The organism is Chthoniobacterales bacterium, from assembly GCA_036569045.1.
Lineage (GTDB): Bacteria > Verrucomicrobiota > Verrucomicrobiia > Chthoniobacterales > JAATET01 > JAATET01.
The window spans coordinates 1-17,526 of the sequence record DATCRI010000015.1 but is presented as its reverse complement, the minus strand read 5'-3'; the positions used below and the strand labels follow the sequence as shown (position 1 = coordinate 17,526).

Below are 17,526 nucleotides of genomic sequence, written 5' to 3'. Positions count from 1 at the left end.
AGCTATGGCACCGTGACGGTCGGCCCGGCCTTGAGCACGTTCTACGGCGGCAGCGCCACCACCGTGAATGTCTACTTCGCCCCCAGCTACGGTCGCGCGGCCCAGGCCGACGTGGTCCGCGATCAGTTCGTCACCGACGTCCAGAGCGCCGTCGCCGTCTTCTGCCTCGGTCGAAACGCGGTGAATCCCTTCCATGGCGCCGCCCTCTCCCTGCCCGCCCTCATCCAGGGCACCAGCCTCGATACCCCGGACGCCTTTCGCACCCTCCTCGCCACGATCGTTCCCGCGACCGCCTCCACCTTCGTCGCCTACCGCGGCGCCTCCCTCGCCACGAACGCCTCCATCTTCATTCTCGCCCCTGCCGCAAATTCCGGCGTCCTTTCGCTCTTCGCGATCTACGACATCGATCTCACCCCCACCACGTCGCCAGCCGGCACCTATGCCAGCGTGAAGCGCTACGGCACCGTCACCACCACCGCCAGCGACGGTCTCCTCGGTCTCACCGATTACTACGACGTCTTCTATCCCGCGCCGCCCGCCGGGACCTCCGTCCCCTTCAATCCCCTCGTCGTCGCCTTCGAGCGCGATTCCCGCGCCGCTATCGTCGAGGGCAACGCCGTCGATCGCCTCAAGATCGCCCGCGAGCGCCCCTTCTATTTCATCTGGTGGCCGGACCCCTCCGCGCATACCTTGGAATCAGCAATCGCCGCCCCCCCCTACACAAGCAACGACCCGAAGGCCTCCTATGCCGCCATGGGTGGGCGCACCGCATTCTTCTTCGCCGTCCCGATGTTTCCCGCGTTATGAAGACCCCCCGAAATCGCGGCTCCGCTCTTCTTCTCGCGCTCCTGCTCGTCGCCGTCGTCGGCGTGCTCACCGCCGGCTGGCTCTCGCTCGTTACCGCGCGGGCAAATTACGTCGAACAACTCGCCGCCGCCACCAAGCGCCGGGTCGCCTACGAGAACTCCCGCTCGCTCGCCTCCGAGTTCCTGCTCGAGCGCCTCATCTCCTCCACGTCCGGCACCGCTGCCACCTTTGCCCTCGCCGATCCCACCTGGGGCGCCATCACGGTTCCCGCCTGGAGCAGCGCGCCGCTCCTTTCCGTCGAGGCCCCCGCCGGCGTGAATCTCTTCTCCCCCGGGAACGGCGATGGCTACACCTTCGTGCCGAACGACAACGCGAACAATTACATCCTCCTCGGCGACGGCATCTCCAACACCCCCAGCATCCCCCGCAAATTCCAGCTCCGCTCCCGTTCGCCCCTGCTCTCCGGCACCCTCCTTGTGAGCCAGACGCCCACGCTCACGCCTTCCGCCACCGTGGCATTCTCCGGCCTCGACACCGCCGGTCTCACCTTCCTCTGGACCTACCCCACCTCGATCGGCCTCACGTCGAACTCCTACACCACGCTCCCCGGCGTCAGCCTCTTCTCGATTCTCAGTCTCGGCGGAAACACCGTCCTGATGAACAACCTCGCGCTTCCACGTCAGATCGCGAACCCTCGCACCGGCGGCGCTTCATTCTACGCGGCCGGCCAGTTCGACGCCCTCGACAACTCGAATCCCGCCGCCAATTCCTCGCGCGCGAAGGTCACCACGGCCGCCGTCAACGGCCTCGTCTCCGACAACGACAATTCCGACGGCGTCACCTGCACCGCAGACCCGCTTGGCCTTCTCCCCGGCACCGTCACCGTCACCCTCGACAATCCCGCCCTCGGCAACGTCCTCATCACCGGCAACGTCCTCACCCTTAATCTCGTCGGCCAATCCACCTATCCAAACGCCGCGGCCGACGACCTGCCCGCCATCCTCATCCTCATCGACCAATCCAGCGGCGTCCTTCCCATCGTCAATCTCTCTCTGCAAAACAGCCGTCGCGTCATCCTGGCCGTCAAATCCACCGCCGCGGTCCTCCCCCTTGTCATGAACTTCACCGCCATCTCGCCCTCATGGCGCCTGCTCCTCGAATTGGAGAACGTGCCCGTCAATATCAACGCCATCGGTTTCGTCAGCCAGATCGGCGGCATCCGTTCCGACCGTTCCGTCCTCGTCGTCGCTGGCTCCGTTCGCATCCTGCCGGAGAACGATCCGAAATTCCTCGGGCAGCTCGCCACCCGCACCGCCTGGGTCGAGAGCGTCGCGCCATGAACCGTCCCCGCACCGCCGCCTACACGCTTATCGAGGTTCTCATCGCCGCCGGCGTGCTGCTCGTCGTCACCGCCGCCGCCGCCGCCCTCGCGCTTGCCACTCTCACACAGGAGGAAATCAACGCGCGCATCGCCCGCTGCCTCAACCTTCACGAGCAGGCCGCCCGGCTCTACCAGCTCGGACTCGCTCCCGATAAGATCATCGCCATCCTGCCCGAGGACTCCGCCGTCGCCTCCCTCACGTTCACCGCCGCAGCCCTGCCCATCACGAATCTCGGCACCGTCGATCAGGCCACCACCACCCTCACCTACCGCACCACCCCGCAAAGCGGCGCTTGGGCCGCCGGCACATGGTCTGCTGGCGAAAACTCGACCACCGCCCTCCGCACCAGCACGCTCACCGTCATCCGCCCATCTCTTCGCTGATCCCATTGCCGGCGCCGCATGCTCAAGAAAGTCACCCTCACCAACAACGCGACCGGCCGATCCCACGACACCGTCGTCGATACCGACACCGACGCCAAGGCCCTCGTCGGCGCGGGCAAGGCCCCCAACGAAACCGCGAAAGTCACCAACATCGGCGGCGCCGACGAGTTCGTCCATCGGATGAGCGCGAAGAAGCCCTCGCTCGACGAGCGGGTCGCCGTCTTCAGCGGTCTGGCCCGCTGCCTCGAGCGCAACATCTCGACGATCAAGAGCCTCGAGCTCCAGACCGGACGTGTGAAGTCGCCGCGCTATCGCGGCATCCTCGCCGAACTCGCCTACCAGATCTCCATCGGCGAAAAACTCAGCGACGCCATGGCGGCGTTCCCCGATGCCTTCCCAGACGACGTCCTCGCCCTCATTCGCGCCGGCGAAGAGTCCGGACGCCTCTCCGCCGTCTGCGCCCAGATCGCGAACAGCCAGCGCAAGACCGTCCGCATCCTCAAGAAGCTCAAGACCGGGATGATCTATCCCTGCATCGTTCTCGTGCTCGCCGTCGCCGTGACGATCGCCATGAGCTTCACCCTCGTGCCCGCCATCGCGAAGCTCTACGGCTCCATGAACGCCCAACTCCCCTTCGCGACCATCGCGATGATGGCGTTTTCGAACCTCCTCATCCACCAGCCCTACCTCGCCGTCGTCCCCTTCATCGGCCTCGGCCTGCTCTTCAAGAACTGGGGCAGGATCTACGCCCGGCCGCCGGTCCAGAAGTTCATCATCAGCCTGCCGACGATCGGCACCATCATTCGCAAATCCGCCGCCACCGTGAGCTTCCGCGCGCTCGCCATGCTCCTCCAGGCGAACGTCCGCATCTCCACCGCCCTCGAAATCACCGCCGCCAGTTCCAGCCACGTCTACTACCGCGAATTCTTCACCCGCGTGCGCCAGCACGTCATCGACGGCCTCGACCTGCCCGAAAGTTTCCTCATGGAGTCGCACTGGCTCGGCCCCGACGGCCGCACGCTCTCCGCCGTCATGCAGATCGCCAGCGAGACCGGCTCCGCGAACGAAATGCTCGACGAGATCGCCTCCGACTACGAGGACGAGCTCGACACCATCGCGAACCAGATCGACAAGATCCTCGAGCCCGTCACCATGGTCGCGATGGGCGTGATGGTCGGCTTCCTCGTCTACGCCATCTACGGTCCCATCTTCGGCCTCAGCAAAGTCATCCTGCCCAAGAAGAAACCGGTTGCCGCCGCCGTCTCGCATCCCTGATTTTCCGGTTCGGCTACCGCATGAGTCTTCGCCTCAAATCCCTCCTCGTCTTCGCCGCGACGGTCACCCTGCTCTTCGCGATCGTTCTTGCGTTCGCCCGCATCGTGATCGAGCGCCAGTTTGACGACGTGGAGATCGCGGACGTCACGCGCCAGACCTCCCAGTTCGCCGCCGAGCTCGCCGAAGATCTCGCGCCCCTCATCGTCGACGCCCGGGCGCTGGCCGGTCGCAGCGCCGTCCGCGACCTTGCGGAAGGCAGCCCCTCCGCCCCACCATCCCCGGCCCTTGCCCCGCAAACGCTCGTCGACCTGCGCCTCTCGTTCGTTGCCCTCTACCGCCCGTCCGGCGATCTCGTTTTCGTGGAGCGCACCCTTCCGAACCTGTCCGCCGGCGAGATCGGCACCGCCCTCGCCGCCCAGCCCCTCGTTCCCGCGACGAAGGACGGCGAACCTCCCGCGGGACTGATGACGATCGCCGAGCGCCTCTTTCACGTCACGGCCGTTCCGGTCCTCTCCGCCGATGGTTCCGCCGCCGGCACGCTCGTCGCCGGCCGCATCATCTCGAGCGCGGCCCCCCGCCTCGTCAACGAATTCTCTGGCTACAACATCCGCTTCCTGATTCCTGGCGGGGGAAATCGTCTCTCGGAGCCCCCACCCCCGTCTTCCGTGCGCGTCGTCGATTCCGGAGAAGTCGCCGCCCTCTTCCCCTTGCGCGATCTCCGTGGCGACTGGATCGCCACCGCCGAGCTCGCGGGGGACCGGCACCTCCACTTTCAGGCCGCGCGCACCATTCGCATCTTCGTCATCGGCCTCGCCTCCGCCGCCGGCATCCTGCTCTTCGTCGTCTGGTATCTCCTCGACGCGAACGTCATCCTCCCCGTTCGCCAGCTCGCCACCCGTCTCGTGGCCGCCCGGCGCAACGACCAGCTTCCCACGAACCTCGGACTTCGTGGTCGCGACGAACTCGCCGATCTCGCCCGCACCATCGAGGACCTCGCCCGCACCGTTCTTCGGGCGGAAGCCAAATACCGTGCCATCGTCGAGGACCAGACCGAGTTCATTCTCCGCTACCTTCCCAACGGCCGCATCACCTTCGCCAACGAGGCCCTCTGCCGTTACTTCAACGTCCGCCGGGAAAGTCTCATCGGTCTCGACGCCCATCGCCTCGTCGCGAACGAGGATATCCGCCGCGTCACCAGCGCGATCGACACGCTCTCCGTCGACAACCCCGTCGTCACCCTCAACCACCGCGTCCTTCCGCTGCCCGATCACTCGTCCAGCGAGGGGGTCTCGTGGCTGCGCCGCACCGACCGCGGCATTTTTTCCGAGACCGGCCAGCTCCGCGAGATCCAGTGCGTCGCCCGCGACATCACGCTCACCCATCTCACTCACCAGCGCCTCGAGGCATCCGAAATCCGCTACCGCCGCCTTTTCGAGACGGCCGCCGATGGCATCGTCATCATCCGCCAGGCCGACCACCTCATCACGGACGTCAATCCCGCCTTCTGCCGCCTCCTGAACCTCAGCCGCCTCTTTCTCTTGAATCGTCCCCTCGGCGCCCTCGCGCCCTTTCGCACATCGCGGGTTCGTCGCGCCTTCGAGCGCATCCTCGCGCCGGACTCCACCAGGCGCGAAGCCGAGGTGTCCATTCGTAACGAAGACGACACCCGCCACTACTTCGAAGTCACCGCCCGCGTCTACGAGACCGGCGACGACGACGTCATCCAGCTCAATTTCCGCGACATCTCGCAGCGCAAGCACGCCAGCGACGAGCTTCGCCAGCTCTCCGGCCACCTCCTTCGCTCGCAGGACGAGGAGCGACGTCGCATCGCCCGGGAACTCCACGACTCCACCGCGCAGACGCTCACCGCCATTCAGATGGCGCTCACCCAGCTCACCGGACTCGGCCCCGAGACCCGCCTTTCCGCGTCTTCCGCCGAGGCCCTCCTCGCCGACATCCGCTCCCTCACCGACACGAGCCTGCGCGAGATTCGCACCATCTCCTATCTGCTCCATCCGCCTCTCCTCGACGAAGTCGGTCTCCTCTTTGCCCTGCGCTGGTATGTCGACGGCTTCATCTCGCGCACCGAGATCGTCGTGCGACTCGACGCCCCCGAGACGCTCGAGCGGCAGCCCGCGGAGGTCGAGACGACCATTTTCCGCGTCGTCCAGGAAGGTCTCAGCAACATCCACCGCCACTCCGGCAGCCGCCGCGCCTGGATTCGCCTCGCCGTCGAGCAGGGCGCGCTCGCCCTCACCATTCGCGACGAAGGCCGCGGCATCCCCGACGGCCCCAATCACGACGATCACCCCGTTCCCGGCGTCGGCATTGCCGGCATGCGCGAGCGCCTTCGCCAGTTCAAAGGCTCCCTCACCATCGAATCCAATGGCGATGGCACCACCATTCATGCCACCCTGCCCCTCGACTCCGATGTCCTGCCCGACGACTAGAATCCTCATCGCCGACGACCACGAAGTCGTCCGCCACGGCGTGCGCGACCTCCTCACCGCCCAGCCCGGCTGGGAAATCTGCTGCGAGGCCGCCACCGGCCGCGAAGCCCTCGACGGCATCGCATCCTGCGCGCCGGACGTCGCCATCCTCGACCTCAGCATGCCCGGCCTCAACGGCATCGACGCCACCCGGCAGGTGCGGAAGATCCGCCCCGAGATCCGCATCATCATCTTCACCATGCACGAGACCGAGGAGCTCGTCCGCGAGGTCTTCCGCTCCGGCGCCCGCGGCTACGTCCTCAAGTCCGACGCCGGCACCCACCTCGTCGCCGCCGTCCGCGCCGTCCTCGAGGACCGCCACTTCTGCAGTTCGAAGCTCAGCGAATGGATCTTCCAGGGCTTCCTTCGCGCTACCGCCGGCGAGCCGCTGGAGACCACGCCCGACGACGCCCTCACGCCCCGGGAACGCGAGATCGTCCAGCTCCTCTCCGAGGGCCGCAGCAACAAGGAAGTCGCTACCGACCTCGGCATCAGCGTCAAGACCGTCGAGACCCACCGCGCCGGCATCATGCGCAAGCTCCGCCTGAACGCCTTTAGCGACCTCGTCCGCTACGCCATCCGCAACCACATCATCGAGGCGTAGCTTCTCCCTTGCACTGGGGGAAACCCGCGCGACTCCGGGGAAAGTATCTCCCGTAAAATCAGGACTTTCCCCCATTGCCAGACGCAACTTGGCGGCTGAAATTCAGGAACACAGCCATGAAGACAAAATCCCTTCCCCGTCGTTTCCTTTTCCTCGTCCTCTCCGGCCTGGCCATCGCCAGCGCCCAGGCCTTCGGCCCCTACTTCAATCCCTACGACGGCTCCGCCACCGTCACCACCGGCAAGAAGACGGGCTCGCTCGTCGCCACCGCCAATGCGACCACCTCGGACGGCAGCGATGCCCGCGTCCTCATCTCCGGGCAGGGCGCGCGAGGGATTCAGGTCTCGGTCGACCTCACGCTTCTCGCCAACGGCAAGGGAAGCCTCGACCTCCGCGCCAAGGTCCTCGCCGATCCCCGCAAGGTGCTGAAGAACGAGAATCTCCCGGCCGGCAAGAAAGTCGTTGTCCGGCTCAAGGCCAGGGGCACCTACACCGTCGTCGACGCCTCCACCATCGTGTTCACCTTCTCGGGGAATTCCGGAAAGAACGGCAACAACATCACCGGCACGTTCACCACGGACGCCGTCGGCAACATGACCTTCACCGCTAACTCCGGATTCAAGCAAAAGGTCAGCGGCCTCGGCCGACGCCTTGCCTTTTCCTTCACCGGGGCTTCTTCCACCACGCCTTAACCGGACTGCGTGCAGATTTTCGACGCGTCGATCCCCATCTTTCGCAAACGACCGCCCGGAGGTAATTCCCCTGCCGGGCGGTTGAGTTTCCAGCCCCTCCCTAAGTAGTTTCCCCCTCGCAATATACAAACTCCCCTGCATTGCCCCGGGGACGGCACGGACGCACCCTCTTCGTAAATCAACTCATTTATGAACCATCCATCCGTCGCCCAATTCCGCAGCAAGCTCCGCCGCAAGAACACCCGCAAGGGCTTCAGCCTGGTCGAGCTTCTCGTCGTCATCGCCGTCATCGGCATCATCGCCGCCATCGCCATCCCGAATATTTCGGGCATTACCCAATCCGCGGGAACCGCGCGAGATCAGCGTAATGCTCAGAACATTGCATCCGTATCCGCTGCGGCCATCGCGGCAGGTTACTCGTTCTCTGGCGACGCTACCGGCACAGCCGCCGTTGCCGATTTGATTGACGGAGCCACCGCTAATGGCACGACTGTCAAACTCGACATGGATCCTGCCGACTACACCACGGCGGTTAAAGGCTTCCTGACCTACAGTCCGACCACCGGTTTTGCTTACGTCAAAGCCGGCTCAGCGAGCCCTGCAAACTAGTGCAGGCACAGATCTTCTTTGAATGAAGATATAAATGATTCGGAGGAGTGCTTCGCCGAAAAAAGACACAGCGCTCGACGAAGCACGCTCCAAATGCAGCAGACAAGCTCCGGTGGCCAACCCGCCGGAGCTTGTTTTTTTCCGTTCATGAAATCCCGCCGGACCGCATTCAGCCTCGTCGAGCTGCTCCTCGTGATCGCCATCATCGCGATCATGGCCTCGCTCGTCATCGCCGCGTTCTCGAACGCCTCGGCCGACTCCCGGCTGGTCATCGCCCGGCAGCAGCAGGCCGTCGTCCAGGAGGCCGTCAACAGCTGGGTGGCCTACCGAAGCGCCGCCCCGCGCTCCCTGGCCTCGGCGCGAACGGAATACAATGCCGCCGCCAACGGCCTCGCCCGTCTCGCGCTCGTCCAGGCCTACCTCGACAGCGCCACCTACTCCCACCTTGTCGCGAACACGTCGAACGTCGACCGGGTGCGCTCCGACGCGATGGTGAAGTCCGGCCAATACCTGCAGATCACCGACTGGCCATCCGGCTCCTATCCCAAGGTCAACCTCATCACCCCATGAACCTGTCAATTTTGGATTTTGGATTTTGGATTTTGGATTGGGCAACGCCGCGACGCGTTTCCCAAAAACACCGCGTCGGCAGAGTGATCAATGCGAGCGAAGCGAAGCCTTCGGAAAATCCAAAATCCAAAATCCAAAATCCAAAATACCACTCGGCCTTCTCGCTCGTGGAAGTCCTCGCCGCGGTCGGCCTCATTGGCATCATCACGTTCCTAGCGCTGCCGAACATCGTCCGCATCAAGAGCGACAGTGAGGAAAGCCTCGCCATTGCCCGCGCCGACGCGATCAATCTCTCCATGGCGTCTTATTTGCAGGCCCACGGGCAGGCCAGCGCGGTCGCCGGGTGGGGCGCCACCAGCACCCCCGCGGAGCGCTACGCCCTCCTCGCTCCCTACCTCGCCTACGCCCCCAGCAGCTTCGCCGACTACATGCCCGGCGGCTACACCATCACGCTTCCCACCGCCCTCATTCCTCTCTCGAAAGTGCCCCTCACCGGCCCCGGCGGATCGATCGGTTATTGAGGCCTCAATGCTTTCACCCGCCAACGCCGGTTCCCGCTCCCGCCTCCGGGCATTCAGCCTTCCCGAGATGGTCGTTGTGATCGCGCTGATCGGCATCCTCGCCGCCATCGCAATCCAGGGATTCAGCGGGACCTCTACGGCCGCGCGCGAAACCGTCGCTCGCGACAACCTCCAGCTCCTGAACCGCGGCCTCCTCCATTTCAACCAGACGAATTGGGACGTCGTCCTCAATCGCAACGACTCCTCCACCGCGGACGAGCTTGCCATCCTCCGCACCCTGCAATGGCGCAATCCCGACCCCAGCACGCCCGGCGCCCCGGGTGCCCCGTATGTCCCGCAAAATTTCAGCGACACCACGTCGTCTTCGACCGATGATTATCGCATCCAATGGAACGGCTACGCCTTCGAACTGATCCGCCCCGGCACCGTCGGCATGGGGCTCCTCACCGGCGAACGCAACCCGGGAAGCGCCAGCTCTTACTCCTTCCCCAGCGACTATCAGCCTCTCGGCCCGAACCAGCATGAATGAAGCCTCCTGGCTCGCCCTCGCGGAAACCCTGACCTCCCGCGGCCTCGCCGTTCCGCCGTTTCCTCCGGAAGAAGATCCCCACGACGCCATCGCCCAGCTCAACCGCCGCGACGCCGGGAGCGCGCTCGAATGGCTGGCCGGAGAATTCGAAATCATTCCCCTGCGCCTCACCCGGGCCGCCTGTTCCACTCGCGCCGAAGAGATCTTCCGTCGTCTTGCGCAGAATCGAATCGCCAGCGAGCCGTGGCTGCCCTTTGGCTCGCTCGGCCCGCTGCTTCTCTGCGCCCACTACAATCCCGCCGCGCAGGATCTCTGGGGCATCCCCGGGGAGTTCGTCATTCGCACGCTCGTGTCGCGAACGCAGTATCTCGAGCTTCAGGACGATCTCAATGCCAGGCTGGAAATCAATCCGCTCGAGCCCGCCCCCCTGCCCGTCATGGAGCCCGTGCCGCGGGGCCAGGGTCTCCTGACGATGTCGCGCTGGCTCCGCCGCGTCTATCCGCTCACGCCCAAGGAGGCGGAAGACCTCGAGGCCGCGGAGCACGCGTTCGAGGGCAACGACTACCGCCGCATCGTCGATTTCAAGCTTCTGCCAAAGCACTACGGCGTTGCGCTCACTCACCTCTCGCGTCGCGAGGCGGTCTTCAACTCCGAATACGCCCCCGGGCAATCCACCTTCCCCGACACCCTTCTCGAAAAGCACGGCGTCTACCCGCTCCACGTCGGCAAGGACCACGTTTACCTGCTCGTCGCCGAACGCGAGAATTACGCCTTCGAAGACGAATGGCTCTCCACCGGCTCCGACGAATTCAAATTCGTGCCCGTCCTCGCCGATCGGGACGGCATCTTCGAGGCCATCGCCCGCAATCGCGGCCGTGGCGCCAGGGTCGCCGCCGCCCCCGATCCCGGCGCCGGCCATCTCGATTACTCCGACACCACGAACCTCGTCGAAATCGACGCGGGCGAGATGCAGCGCCTGAATCCCGCGAGCATCCACACCACGCCGGAGCAGATCGTCCACTGGGTCCTCTACCGCGCCATCTCCGGCCGGGCGAGCGACCTCCATGTGGAGAAATATTTCAACACGGCCCGGTTCCGCGCCCGCATCGACGGCGAGCTTCAGGTCATCCACTCCTGCCCCGAGGAAGGCCTGCCGCGCTTCATCAGTCTCATCAAGAACTACTCGAACATGGGTCACCGCCGGCAGGACGCCCAGGACGCCCGCTTCGCGATGAGCATCGGCAAGCGCCGCATTGACTGTCGCGTATCCGCCATTCCCTGCCGACGCGACCTCCAGAAGCTCACCATCCGCTTCCTCGACAAGAAGGACGGCGTCAAACGCCTCAGCGAGCTCAACCTCACCCCGCGCCAGTCGCAGATCATCAGCGACACGATGAACCGCGACCAGGGCCTCGTCCTCGTCACCGGGCCGACCGGCAGCGGCAAGACGACCTCGCTTTACGCCTTCATCAACAGCATCAACCGCGAAGGACTGAACATTCACACGATCGAGGACCCCATCGAATACGAGATCGAGGGCATCAACCAGACGCAGACCGACCCCATCAACGGCATCGATTTTCCGCAGGGCCTCCGCCGGCTGCTCCGCGCCGATCCGGACGTCATTCTCATCGGGGAATCCCGCGACGAGGAGACCGCGAACGCTGCCGTGAACGCCGCGCTCACCGGCCACCTCGTGCTCACCACGTTGCACGCCAACGACAGCCTGCGCGCCATCAGCCGCCTCGTCTCGATGGGCCTGCCGCCCTACCTTCTCGCCGACGCCCTCGCCCTCAGCCAGGCGCAGCGCCTCGTCCGCCGGCTCTGCACCTTCTGCAAGCGCCCCACGCCGCTCACCGACGACATCCGCCGCATTTTCGCGAAAAATTCCATCGAGATTCCCGGCGACGTCACCACGATCTACCAGAAGACCGGCTGCAGCGAATGCAACGAGATCGGGTATTCCGGCCGCATCGCCCTCATGGAAATGTGCCCGATCACCCCCGACCTCGCGGACCTCATCGGCGCAAACGCTCCGCAATCGCAAATGCGCGAAGTCGCCTTCCGTCACGGGGTGCTCTCCCTTTTTCAGGAAGGTCTCGGCCATGTCCTCACGGGCCACACGTCCATGGAAGAGATCAGCCCCCTCAGCTACACGTCGACGCTTTAGCCGCCGAGTTCCTCGACCAAAGTCGCCGCCAGCGCGCGCTGCGCCGTGCGACAATCACGCACCAGCCGGAGAAAGGCCCGGCGCCGCGCCGGCTGCGTGGCCAGCGTCCAGAGGAGACGCGGCATCGCGCTCACCGGCCGCGCGGAAAGCGCGTCGAGCAGAACCGGCGGCAGACCCAGGTCGTCCTCCGCTCTGTCGCTGATCACCCGCCGGATCGAGAGCGGCACGCCCGCGGCTTCGCACACTTCGCGGATCGCCTCCGTCTCCATGTCGACCACTTCGGCCCCGGTCCGCTCGCGAAACGCGCGCTTGTCCTCCGCCGTCGCGAGCACCTCGGCGGCGCTGGCGATTCTCCGGGACCGCTCCGTCACGACTTCCCCAATGGCCAGCTCGGGAACCAGCGCCCCGGCGAAGCCCGATGCAATCACCCGCTCCGGCACTCCCTCACACAGCGCCTGTTCCAGCGCCGCCCGCGCGGCATCCGCGCCGACACCGGTATGCAGGATGCGCACGTCGCGACTGACGACCTCCCGTCGAAACGCCGCACTCTCGAACGGCACCGCAAACGTCACCAGGATCACGGCGCCCGCAGCTCCACTTCGAGCATCTGCGTCTCGGCGCCCGCCGGGATCGCCGAAAAATCCACGCGCTCGCCGCGGATGGCCCGCTTGAGGAGGTCCAGCCGCGAGGCGGCCACCTGCACCATCAGCCGGCGCGACTTCGCCTCGGGATCGCTCATGTCGAGCGCGCTCCCGCCCGCGTCCTTCGCCAGTTCGCCGATCCGCGCCGCCCGCGCGGCCATGTCTCCGGGCGCGACGGTCAGTTCGAGGCTCGTGCCGTCCTCCTTCAGGGTCACGGTCGACGCAAACTGTTCATCGGAAACGCGTTCCAGACTCTTTTCGAGGGAAACCGTGTCGACCGCCGGCTTTGCAGGGGTCGGCGATGCCATCGCCTCGGCCGCGATGCGTTGCTGCGCCGTGAGGTAGCCGCGCAGGGACCACACGACGCCGCCCAGGGGGAGCGCCATCGCGAACATGCACAATACCAGCATGAAAACCGCCTGCCGATTCCACCGGAACGGCGGCTGTTCGTCCTTGTCATCGTCCATCCCGCCCATCCCCGGCAATCCGTCAAATCCTGTCAATCCCGTTTCGTTCGATTGACTTGGTTCCCGCGATCACGGATCGTCTCCGGCTCGCCCGATGTCTATCGAACGCACCCGTAACTTCTGCATCATTGCCCATATCGATCACGGCAAGACGACGCTTTCCGATCGCCTGCTCGAAAGCACCGGCACAATTTCCGACCGCGAAAAGGAGGACCAGCTCCTCGATTCGATGGACCTGGAACGCGAGCGCGGCATCACGATCAAGTCGCACCCGGTGACGATGAAATACCGCGCCGACGATGGCCTCGACTACCGGCTGAACCTCATGGACACCCCCGGCCACGTGGACTTCACCTACGAAGTCTCGCGCAGCCTTGCCGCCTGCGAAGGCGCATTGCTCATCGTCGACGCCGCCCAGGGCGTGGAGGCCCAGACCGTCGCGAACGTCCACCTCGCCGCGAAGCAGAACCTCACGATCATTCCGGTCATCAACAAGATCGACCTTCCGAACGCGGACCTGCCCACCGTCCGGAAGCAGCTCGAGGACATCCTCGCGATTCCCGGCGAGGAGGCCATCGCCGCCAGCGCCAAGGCCGGCCTCGGCATTCGCGACATCCTCGAGGCGGTCGTCACCCGCATGCCGCCGCCGCCGAAGAACGAGGACGAAATCCTGCGCGCGCTCGTGTTCGATTCCGTCTTCGACGGCTACCGCGGCGTCATCGGCTACGTCCGCGTGTTCTCCGGTCGCATCGCTCCCGGCATGCAGGTGAAGCTGATGTTCACGAACAAGAACTACGAGATCAAGGAGGTCGGCGTCTTCACCCCGAAGATGTTTGCCATTCCCGAGCTCGCTTCCGGCGACGTCGGGTATTTCATCGCGAACATCAAGACGACGGCCGAGATCAAGATCGGCGACACGCTTACCGACGCGCGCAAGCCCGCCGCCGGGCCGCTCGAGGGCTTCCAGGAAGTCCACCCGATGGTCTTCAGCGGCATTTATCCGATCAACACGGCCGATTTCGAGCACCTGAAGGCCGCCATGGGCAAGCTCCAGCTCAACGACGCCGCCTTCAATTTCCAGTCGGAATCCTCCGTCGCCCTCGGCTTCGGGTTCCGCTGCGGCTTCCTCGGCCTCCTCCACATGGAGATCATCATCGAGCGCCTGCGCCGCGAGTATGACATGGACATCATCTCGACGTATCCCAGCGTCATCTACGAGGTGGTGAAAACCAGCGGCGACATCATCGAGGTCGACAATCCCGCGAACCTTCCCGACATGAGCGTGATCGAGGAAATCCGCGAGCCCGTCGTGAAATGCTTCGTGATGGTGCCGAATGAAAACATCGGCGACCTCATGCAGATCATCATGGATAAGCGCGGCACCGTCGACCACACGGAGTCGATCGATACGAAGCGCATCATGATCACCGCGGTGATCCCGCTGAACGAGATCCTCGTCGACTTCCACGACAAGATCAAAAGCGTCACCCGCGGCTACGGCAGCATGGACTACGAACCGGCCGGCTACCGCGCCTCGAATCTCGTGAAGCTCGACATCCTCGTGAACGGCGAGCCGGTGGATGCTTTCAGCTCCATCGTCCATCGCGAGAAGGCGGAGTCGCGTGGCCGCGCCGTCGCCGCCAAGCTCAAGGACGTCATTCCGAAGCAGCTCTACCAGGTCGCCATCCAGGCCGCGATCGGCGGCAAGATCGTCGCCCGCGAATCCGTAAGTGCGATGCGCAAGGACGTCACCGCGAAATGCTACGGCGGCGACATCACCCGTAAGCGCAAGCTCCTCGAGAAGCAGAAGGAAGGCAAAAAGCGGATGAAGTCCATCGGCTCGGTGAACATCCCGCAGGAAGCCTTCATCCAGGTGCTGAAGACGAGTTAGGCCGCGCAGGCCTGCCCGGACCGTGAAAGAAAAAGCGGGCACGGTGCGAAGATTCCTCGTCGACGTTCGGCGCGCCGCATAGCTTCCGCGCCATGGCGCTCGCCTTCCTCCTTTTCTTCCTCTACGAAGCCGCCGTCATCCTCGCCCTCATGGCCATCGGCCGGCGCACGGATCGCGTGATCGTCGCCCCCGGGCTCGACGTCGCCGTCAGTCTGCTCACATGGGTTCCCTGGGTTCTCGCCTGGGGCCTTCACGGTCTCTGGGGGTTGCTCGGTTGCTGGCTCGCCCAGATCGCCGTGATGCAGACGTTCTGCTGGTGGCACGCGAAACTTCGCGGCACCTCCGGCACCGTCCTTGCCGGCACGCTGAACCGCCTCACCAGCCCGGCGCGCAATTACCTCGCGCTCCTCGCCACGCTGCCGGCCCTGCCCGCCTTCCTCCTCATCCGCTTCTCCCAGCTCACCACCTATCCCGTGCTCGTTCGCACGATTCGCCTGCCCCCCTACAATCACGCGGAATGGGTGAGCATCTCGCGCCAGAAATTTTCCGGCCTCGTTGGCCACGACCTCATCTGGTGCCTCTATTGCGACTGGATGACCGGCGTTTACTCCCTCGGCGGCGAAATGCTCCGCAACCTCGAGAGCTTCTGGTGCCCGATTCGCTTCTATCCCGGCAAGAAGTGCGACAACTGCAAACTCGATTTCCCCGACATCCCGCACTGGACGCCCGCCGACGGCACGCTCGCCGACGTGCAGGCGAAGCTCGAGGAGAAATACACCGGCCGCACGTGGAACAGCTGGTGGGGCCACAAGGATCGGAAGGCGCCGCCGAGCGATCCCGCTCCACCGCCCGCCGAAGGGTGAATTTGCCTCCCTGGCCCGGCGCGACTAGACTGCGCAAGTTTTGAACGACCCGTCGCAGAAGTCCTCGTTGCTCGCGCCTCTGGGCATCCCGGCATTTCGCGCGATCTGGTCCGCCAATCTCGTCTCGAATCTCGGCACGCTCGTCCAGTCCGTCGCCGCGGCGTGGCTGATGACCGGCCTCACGACGTCCACCACCCTCGTCGGCCTCGTCCAGACCGCCGCCACGCTTCCCGTGTTCCTCGTCGGCCTGCTCGCCGGCGCGCTGGCCGACATCGTCGACCGCAAGCACCTCCTCTTCTGGTCGCAGGCGTGGATAGCACCTCCTCTTCTGGTCGCAGGCGTGGATGCTTCTCTTCGCAACGCTCCTCGGCCTCACGACCCTTTTCGGACATGTCACGCCGTGGCTGCTGCTCGGCTTCACCTTCGCCATCGGCCTTGGCGCGGCGATCAGCCTCCCCGCATGGCAGGCGACCGTGCAGGACCTCGTGCCGAAACCGTGGGTGCCCGCCGCCGTCTCGTTGAACGCCATCGCCTTCAACGTCGCCCGGGCCTTCGGCCCCGCCCTCGGCGGATTCCTCGTTGCCACGGCCGGCGCCGCGGCCGCGTTCCTCGCGAACGCCGCATCCTTCGTCGCCGTGCTCCTCGCCGTCGCGTTCTGGAAACCCGCGCCTGCGCCCGCGCTCAAGCTCACCGAGGACATCCTCGGCGCCATCCGCGCCGGTTTTCGCTACCTCATGCACGCCCCGCGCCTGCAGGCCCCCATCGCCCGCGCCGCGATCTACAACCTCTGCGCGGGCGCCGTCTGGGCCCTCCTGCCGCTGATGGCGCGCGACGTCTTCCGCACGGACGCCACCGGCTACGGCCTCCTCCTCGGCGCCTTTGGTTGCGGCTCGATTCTTTCCGCGCTGCTCGTTCCTCGGCTGCGCGCTCGCTTCCAGCTCGACCGCATTCTTTTCGCCGGCGTCCTCGTCTGCGCCACGGCCTACGCGGGACTCTCCTTCACCACGAACGTCACCGCGGCGGCCGGGCTGCTCTTCCTCGCCGGCATCGCGTGGGTCGGCGTCTTCATCAACTTCAACGTCGCGGTGCAGACCGCCGTTCCCGCCTGGGTGCGTGGTCGCGCGCTCTCGTTCTACCTGCTCACCTTTCAGGGCATTCTGGCTCTCGACGGCGCGCTCTGGGGCTGGCTCGCCGGCGTCGTCGGCACCCCGGAATGCTTCGCCATCGCCTCGGGCGGCCTGGTCATCGGGCTCATCGGCATCCGCTTCTTTCCGCTCACGGTGAACGACGACCTCGACCACACCCGACCGACCGACTGGCCCTACGCTCACGATCACCTGCCCACCGAAATCGACGACGGCCCCGTGCTCGTGACGGTCGAGTTTTTCATCGCCCCGGAAAACGTCCCGGCCTTCCGCGATCTCATGCACCAGCTCCGCGAACAACGCCTGCGCGACGGCGCGCGCCGCTGGCGGCTTTACCACGACATGGAGGATCCCGAGCGCTTTGTGGAACTCTTTCGCCTCGACTCCTGGGCCGACCACCTGCTGCAGGTCGAACGCCTCACCGTGGACGATCTCCGCGTGCGCAGCGCCGTCTTCGCCCTGCACAAGGGCCCCGAGAAGCCCCGCGC

At 65.4% G+C, this 17,526-nt stretch carries 17 protein-coding genes; 15 read left to right on the top strand and 2 right to left on the bottom strand.

Features of this window, described 5'->3' with window-relative positions; translation table 11 throughout:
• The 12 genes from VIM61_03990 to VIM61_03935 form a co-directional block, all read left to right on the top strand.
• Window positions 1-807, top strand: an 807-nt coding sequence (locus tag VIM61_03990; GenBank protein HEY8899547.1) for a hypothetical protein, incomplete at its 5' end; no start/stop codon positions are given.
• Complete coding sequence (locus tag VIM61_03985) at window positions 804-2,147, top strand: hypothetical protein (GenBank protein ID HEY8899546.1); 1,344 nt, start codon at window positions 804-806, stop codon at window positions 2,145-2,147. The genes VIM61_03990 and VIM61_03985, both read left to right, overlap by 4 nt.
• Window positions 2,144-2,572, top strand: coding sequence for a prepilin-type N-terminal cleavage/methylation domain-containing protein (locus VIM61_03980; GenBank protein HEY8899545.1), 429 nt, complete (start codon window positions 2,144-2,146; stop codon window positions 2,570-2,572). Before VIM61_03985 ends, VIM61_03980 begins: the two co-directional genes overlap by 4 nt.
• Window positions 2,573-2,590: 18 nt before the next feature.
• Window positions 2,591-3,847: a type II secretion system F family protein gene (locus tag VIM61_03975; GenBank protein ID HEY8899544.1), complete on the top strand. Its 1,257-nt coding sequence runs from the start codon at window positions 2,591-2,593 to the stop codon at window positions 3,845-3,847.
• A 20-nt stretch (window positions 3,848-3,867) separates the two neighbouring features.
• Window positions 3,868-6,297: a PAS domain S-box protein gene (locus tag VIM61_03970; GenBank protein HEY8899543.1), complete on the top strand. Its 2,430-nt coding sequence runs from the start codon at window positions 3,868-3,870 to the stop codon at window positions 6,295-6,297.
• Window positions 6,254-6,940, top strand: coding sequence for a response regulator transcription factor (locus VIM61_03965; GenBank protein ID HEY8899542.1), 687 nt, complete (start codon window positions 6,254-6,256; stop codon window positions 6,938-6,940). The genes VIM61_03970 and VIM61_03965 overlap by 44 nt, the downstream gene beginning before the upstream one ends.
• A 116-nt stretch (window positions 6,941-7,056) precedes the next feature.
• The gene (locus tag VIM61_03960; protein HEY8899541.1) at window positions 7,057-7,632 is read left to right on the top strand and encodes a hypothetical protein; all 576 of its coding nucleotides are present in this window, start codon (window positions 7,057-7,059) and stop codon (window positions 7,630-7,632) included.
• Window positions 7,633-7,821: 189 nt separating this feature from the next.
• The gene (locus VIM61_03955; GenBank protein ID HEY8899540.1) at window positions 7,822-8,241 is read left to right on the top strand and encodes a prepilin-type N-terminal cleavage/methylation domain-containing protein; all 420 of its coding nucleotides are present in this window, start codon (window positions 7,822-7,824) and stop codon (window positions 8,239-8,241) included.
• Between the two features lie 147 nt (window positions 8,242-8,388).
• Complete coding sequence (locus tag VIM61_03950) at window positions 8,389-8,811, top strand: type II secretion system protein (GenBank protein HEY8899539.1); 423 nt, start codon at window positions 8,389-8,391, stop codon at window positions 8,809-8,811.
• Between the two features lie 167 nt (window positions 8,812-8,978).
• Window positions 8,979-9,332, top strand: a complete 354-nt coding sequence (locus tag VIM61_03945) for a type II secretion system protein (protein HEY8899538.1) — start codon at window positions 8,979-8,981, stop codon at window positions 9,330-9,332.
• 7 nt (window positions 9,333-9,339) lie between these two features.
• Window positions 9,340-9,861: a prepilin-type N-terminal cleavage/methylation domain-containing protein gene (locus tag VIM61_03940; protein ID HEY8899537.1), complete on the top strand. Its 522-nt coding sequence runs from the start codon at window positions 9,340-9,342 to the stop codon at window positions 9,859-9,861.
• Complete coding sequence (locus tag VIM61_03935; protein HEY8899536.1) at window positions 9,854-12,031, top strand: GspE/PulE family protein; 2,178 nt, start codon at window positions 9,854-9,856, stop codon at window positions 12,029-12,031. Before VIM61_03940 ends, VIM61_03935 begins: the two co-directional genes overlap by 8 nt.
• Here the strand turns inward: VIM61_03935 and VIM61_03930 are convergent.
• Both VIM61_03930 and VIM61_03925 read right to left on the bottom strand, forming a co-directional pair.
• Window positions 12,028-12,612 carry a hypothetical protein gene (locus VIM61_03930; GenBank protein ID HEY8899535.1) on the bottom strand — a complete coding sequence of 195 codons (585 nt, stop codon included), beginning with the start codon at window positions 12,610-12,612 and terminating at the stop codon, window positions 12,028-12,030. The genes VIM61_03935 and VIM61_03930 overlap by 4 nt on opposite strands.
• The gene (locus VIM61_03925) at window positions 12,609-13,139 is read right to left on the bottom strand and encodes a hypothetical protein (protein ID HEY8899534.1); all 531 of its coding nucleotides are present in this window, start codon (window positions 13,137-13,139) and stop codon (window positions 12,609-12,611) included. The genes VIM61_03930 and VIM61_03925 overlap by 4 nt, the downstream gene beginning before the upstream one ends.
• A 94-nt stretch (window positions 13,140-13,233) precedes the next feature.
• Here VIM61_03925 and lepA point away from each other — a divergent pair, with 94 nt between their 5' ends.
• The 3 genes from lepA to VIM61_03910 all read left to right on the top strand — a co-directional run.
• Window positions 13,234-15,030 carry a translation elongation factor 4 gene (lepA, locus tag VIM61_03920; protein HEY8899533.1) on the top strand — a complete coding sequence of 599 codons (1,797 nt, stop codon included), beginning with the start codon at window positions 13,234-13,236 and terminating at the stop codon, window positions 15,028-15,030.
• A 92-nt stretch (window positions 15,031-15,122) separates the two neighbouring features.
• Window positions 15,123-15,893 (top strand): hypothetical protein, encoded by a 771-nt coding sequence (locus VIM61_03915; GenBank protein HEY8899532.1) that lies wholly within the window; start codon window positions 15,123-15,125, stop codon window positions 15,891-15,893.
• Between the two features lie 344 nt (window positions 15,894-16,237).
• Window positions 16,238-17,526: MFS transporter (locus tag VIM61_03910; protein HEY8899531.1), on the top strand; the 1,289-nt coding region annotated here is incomplete at its 3' end.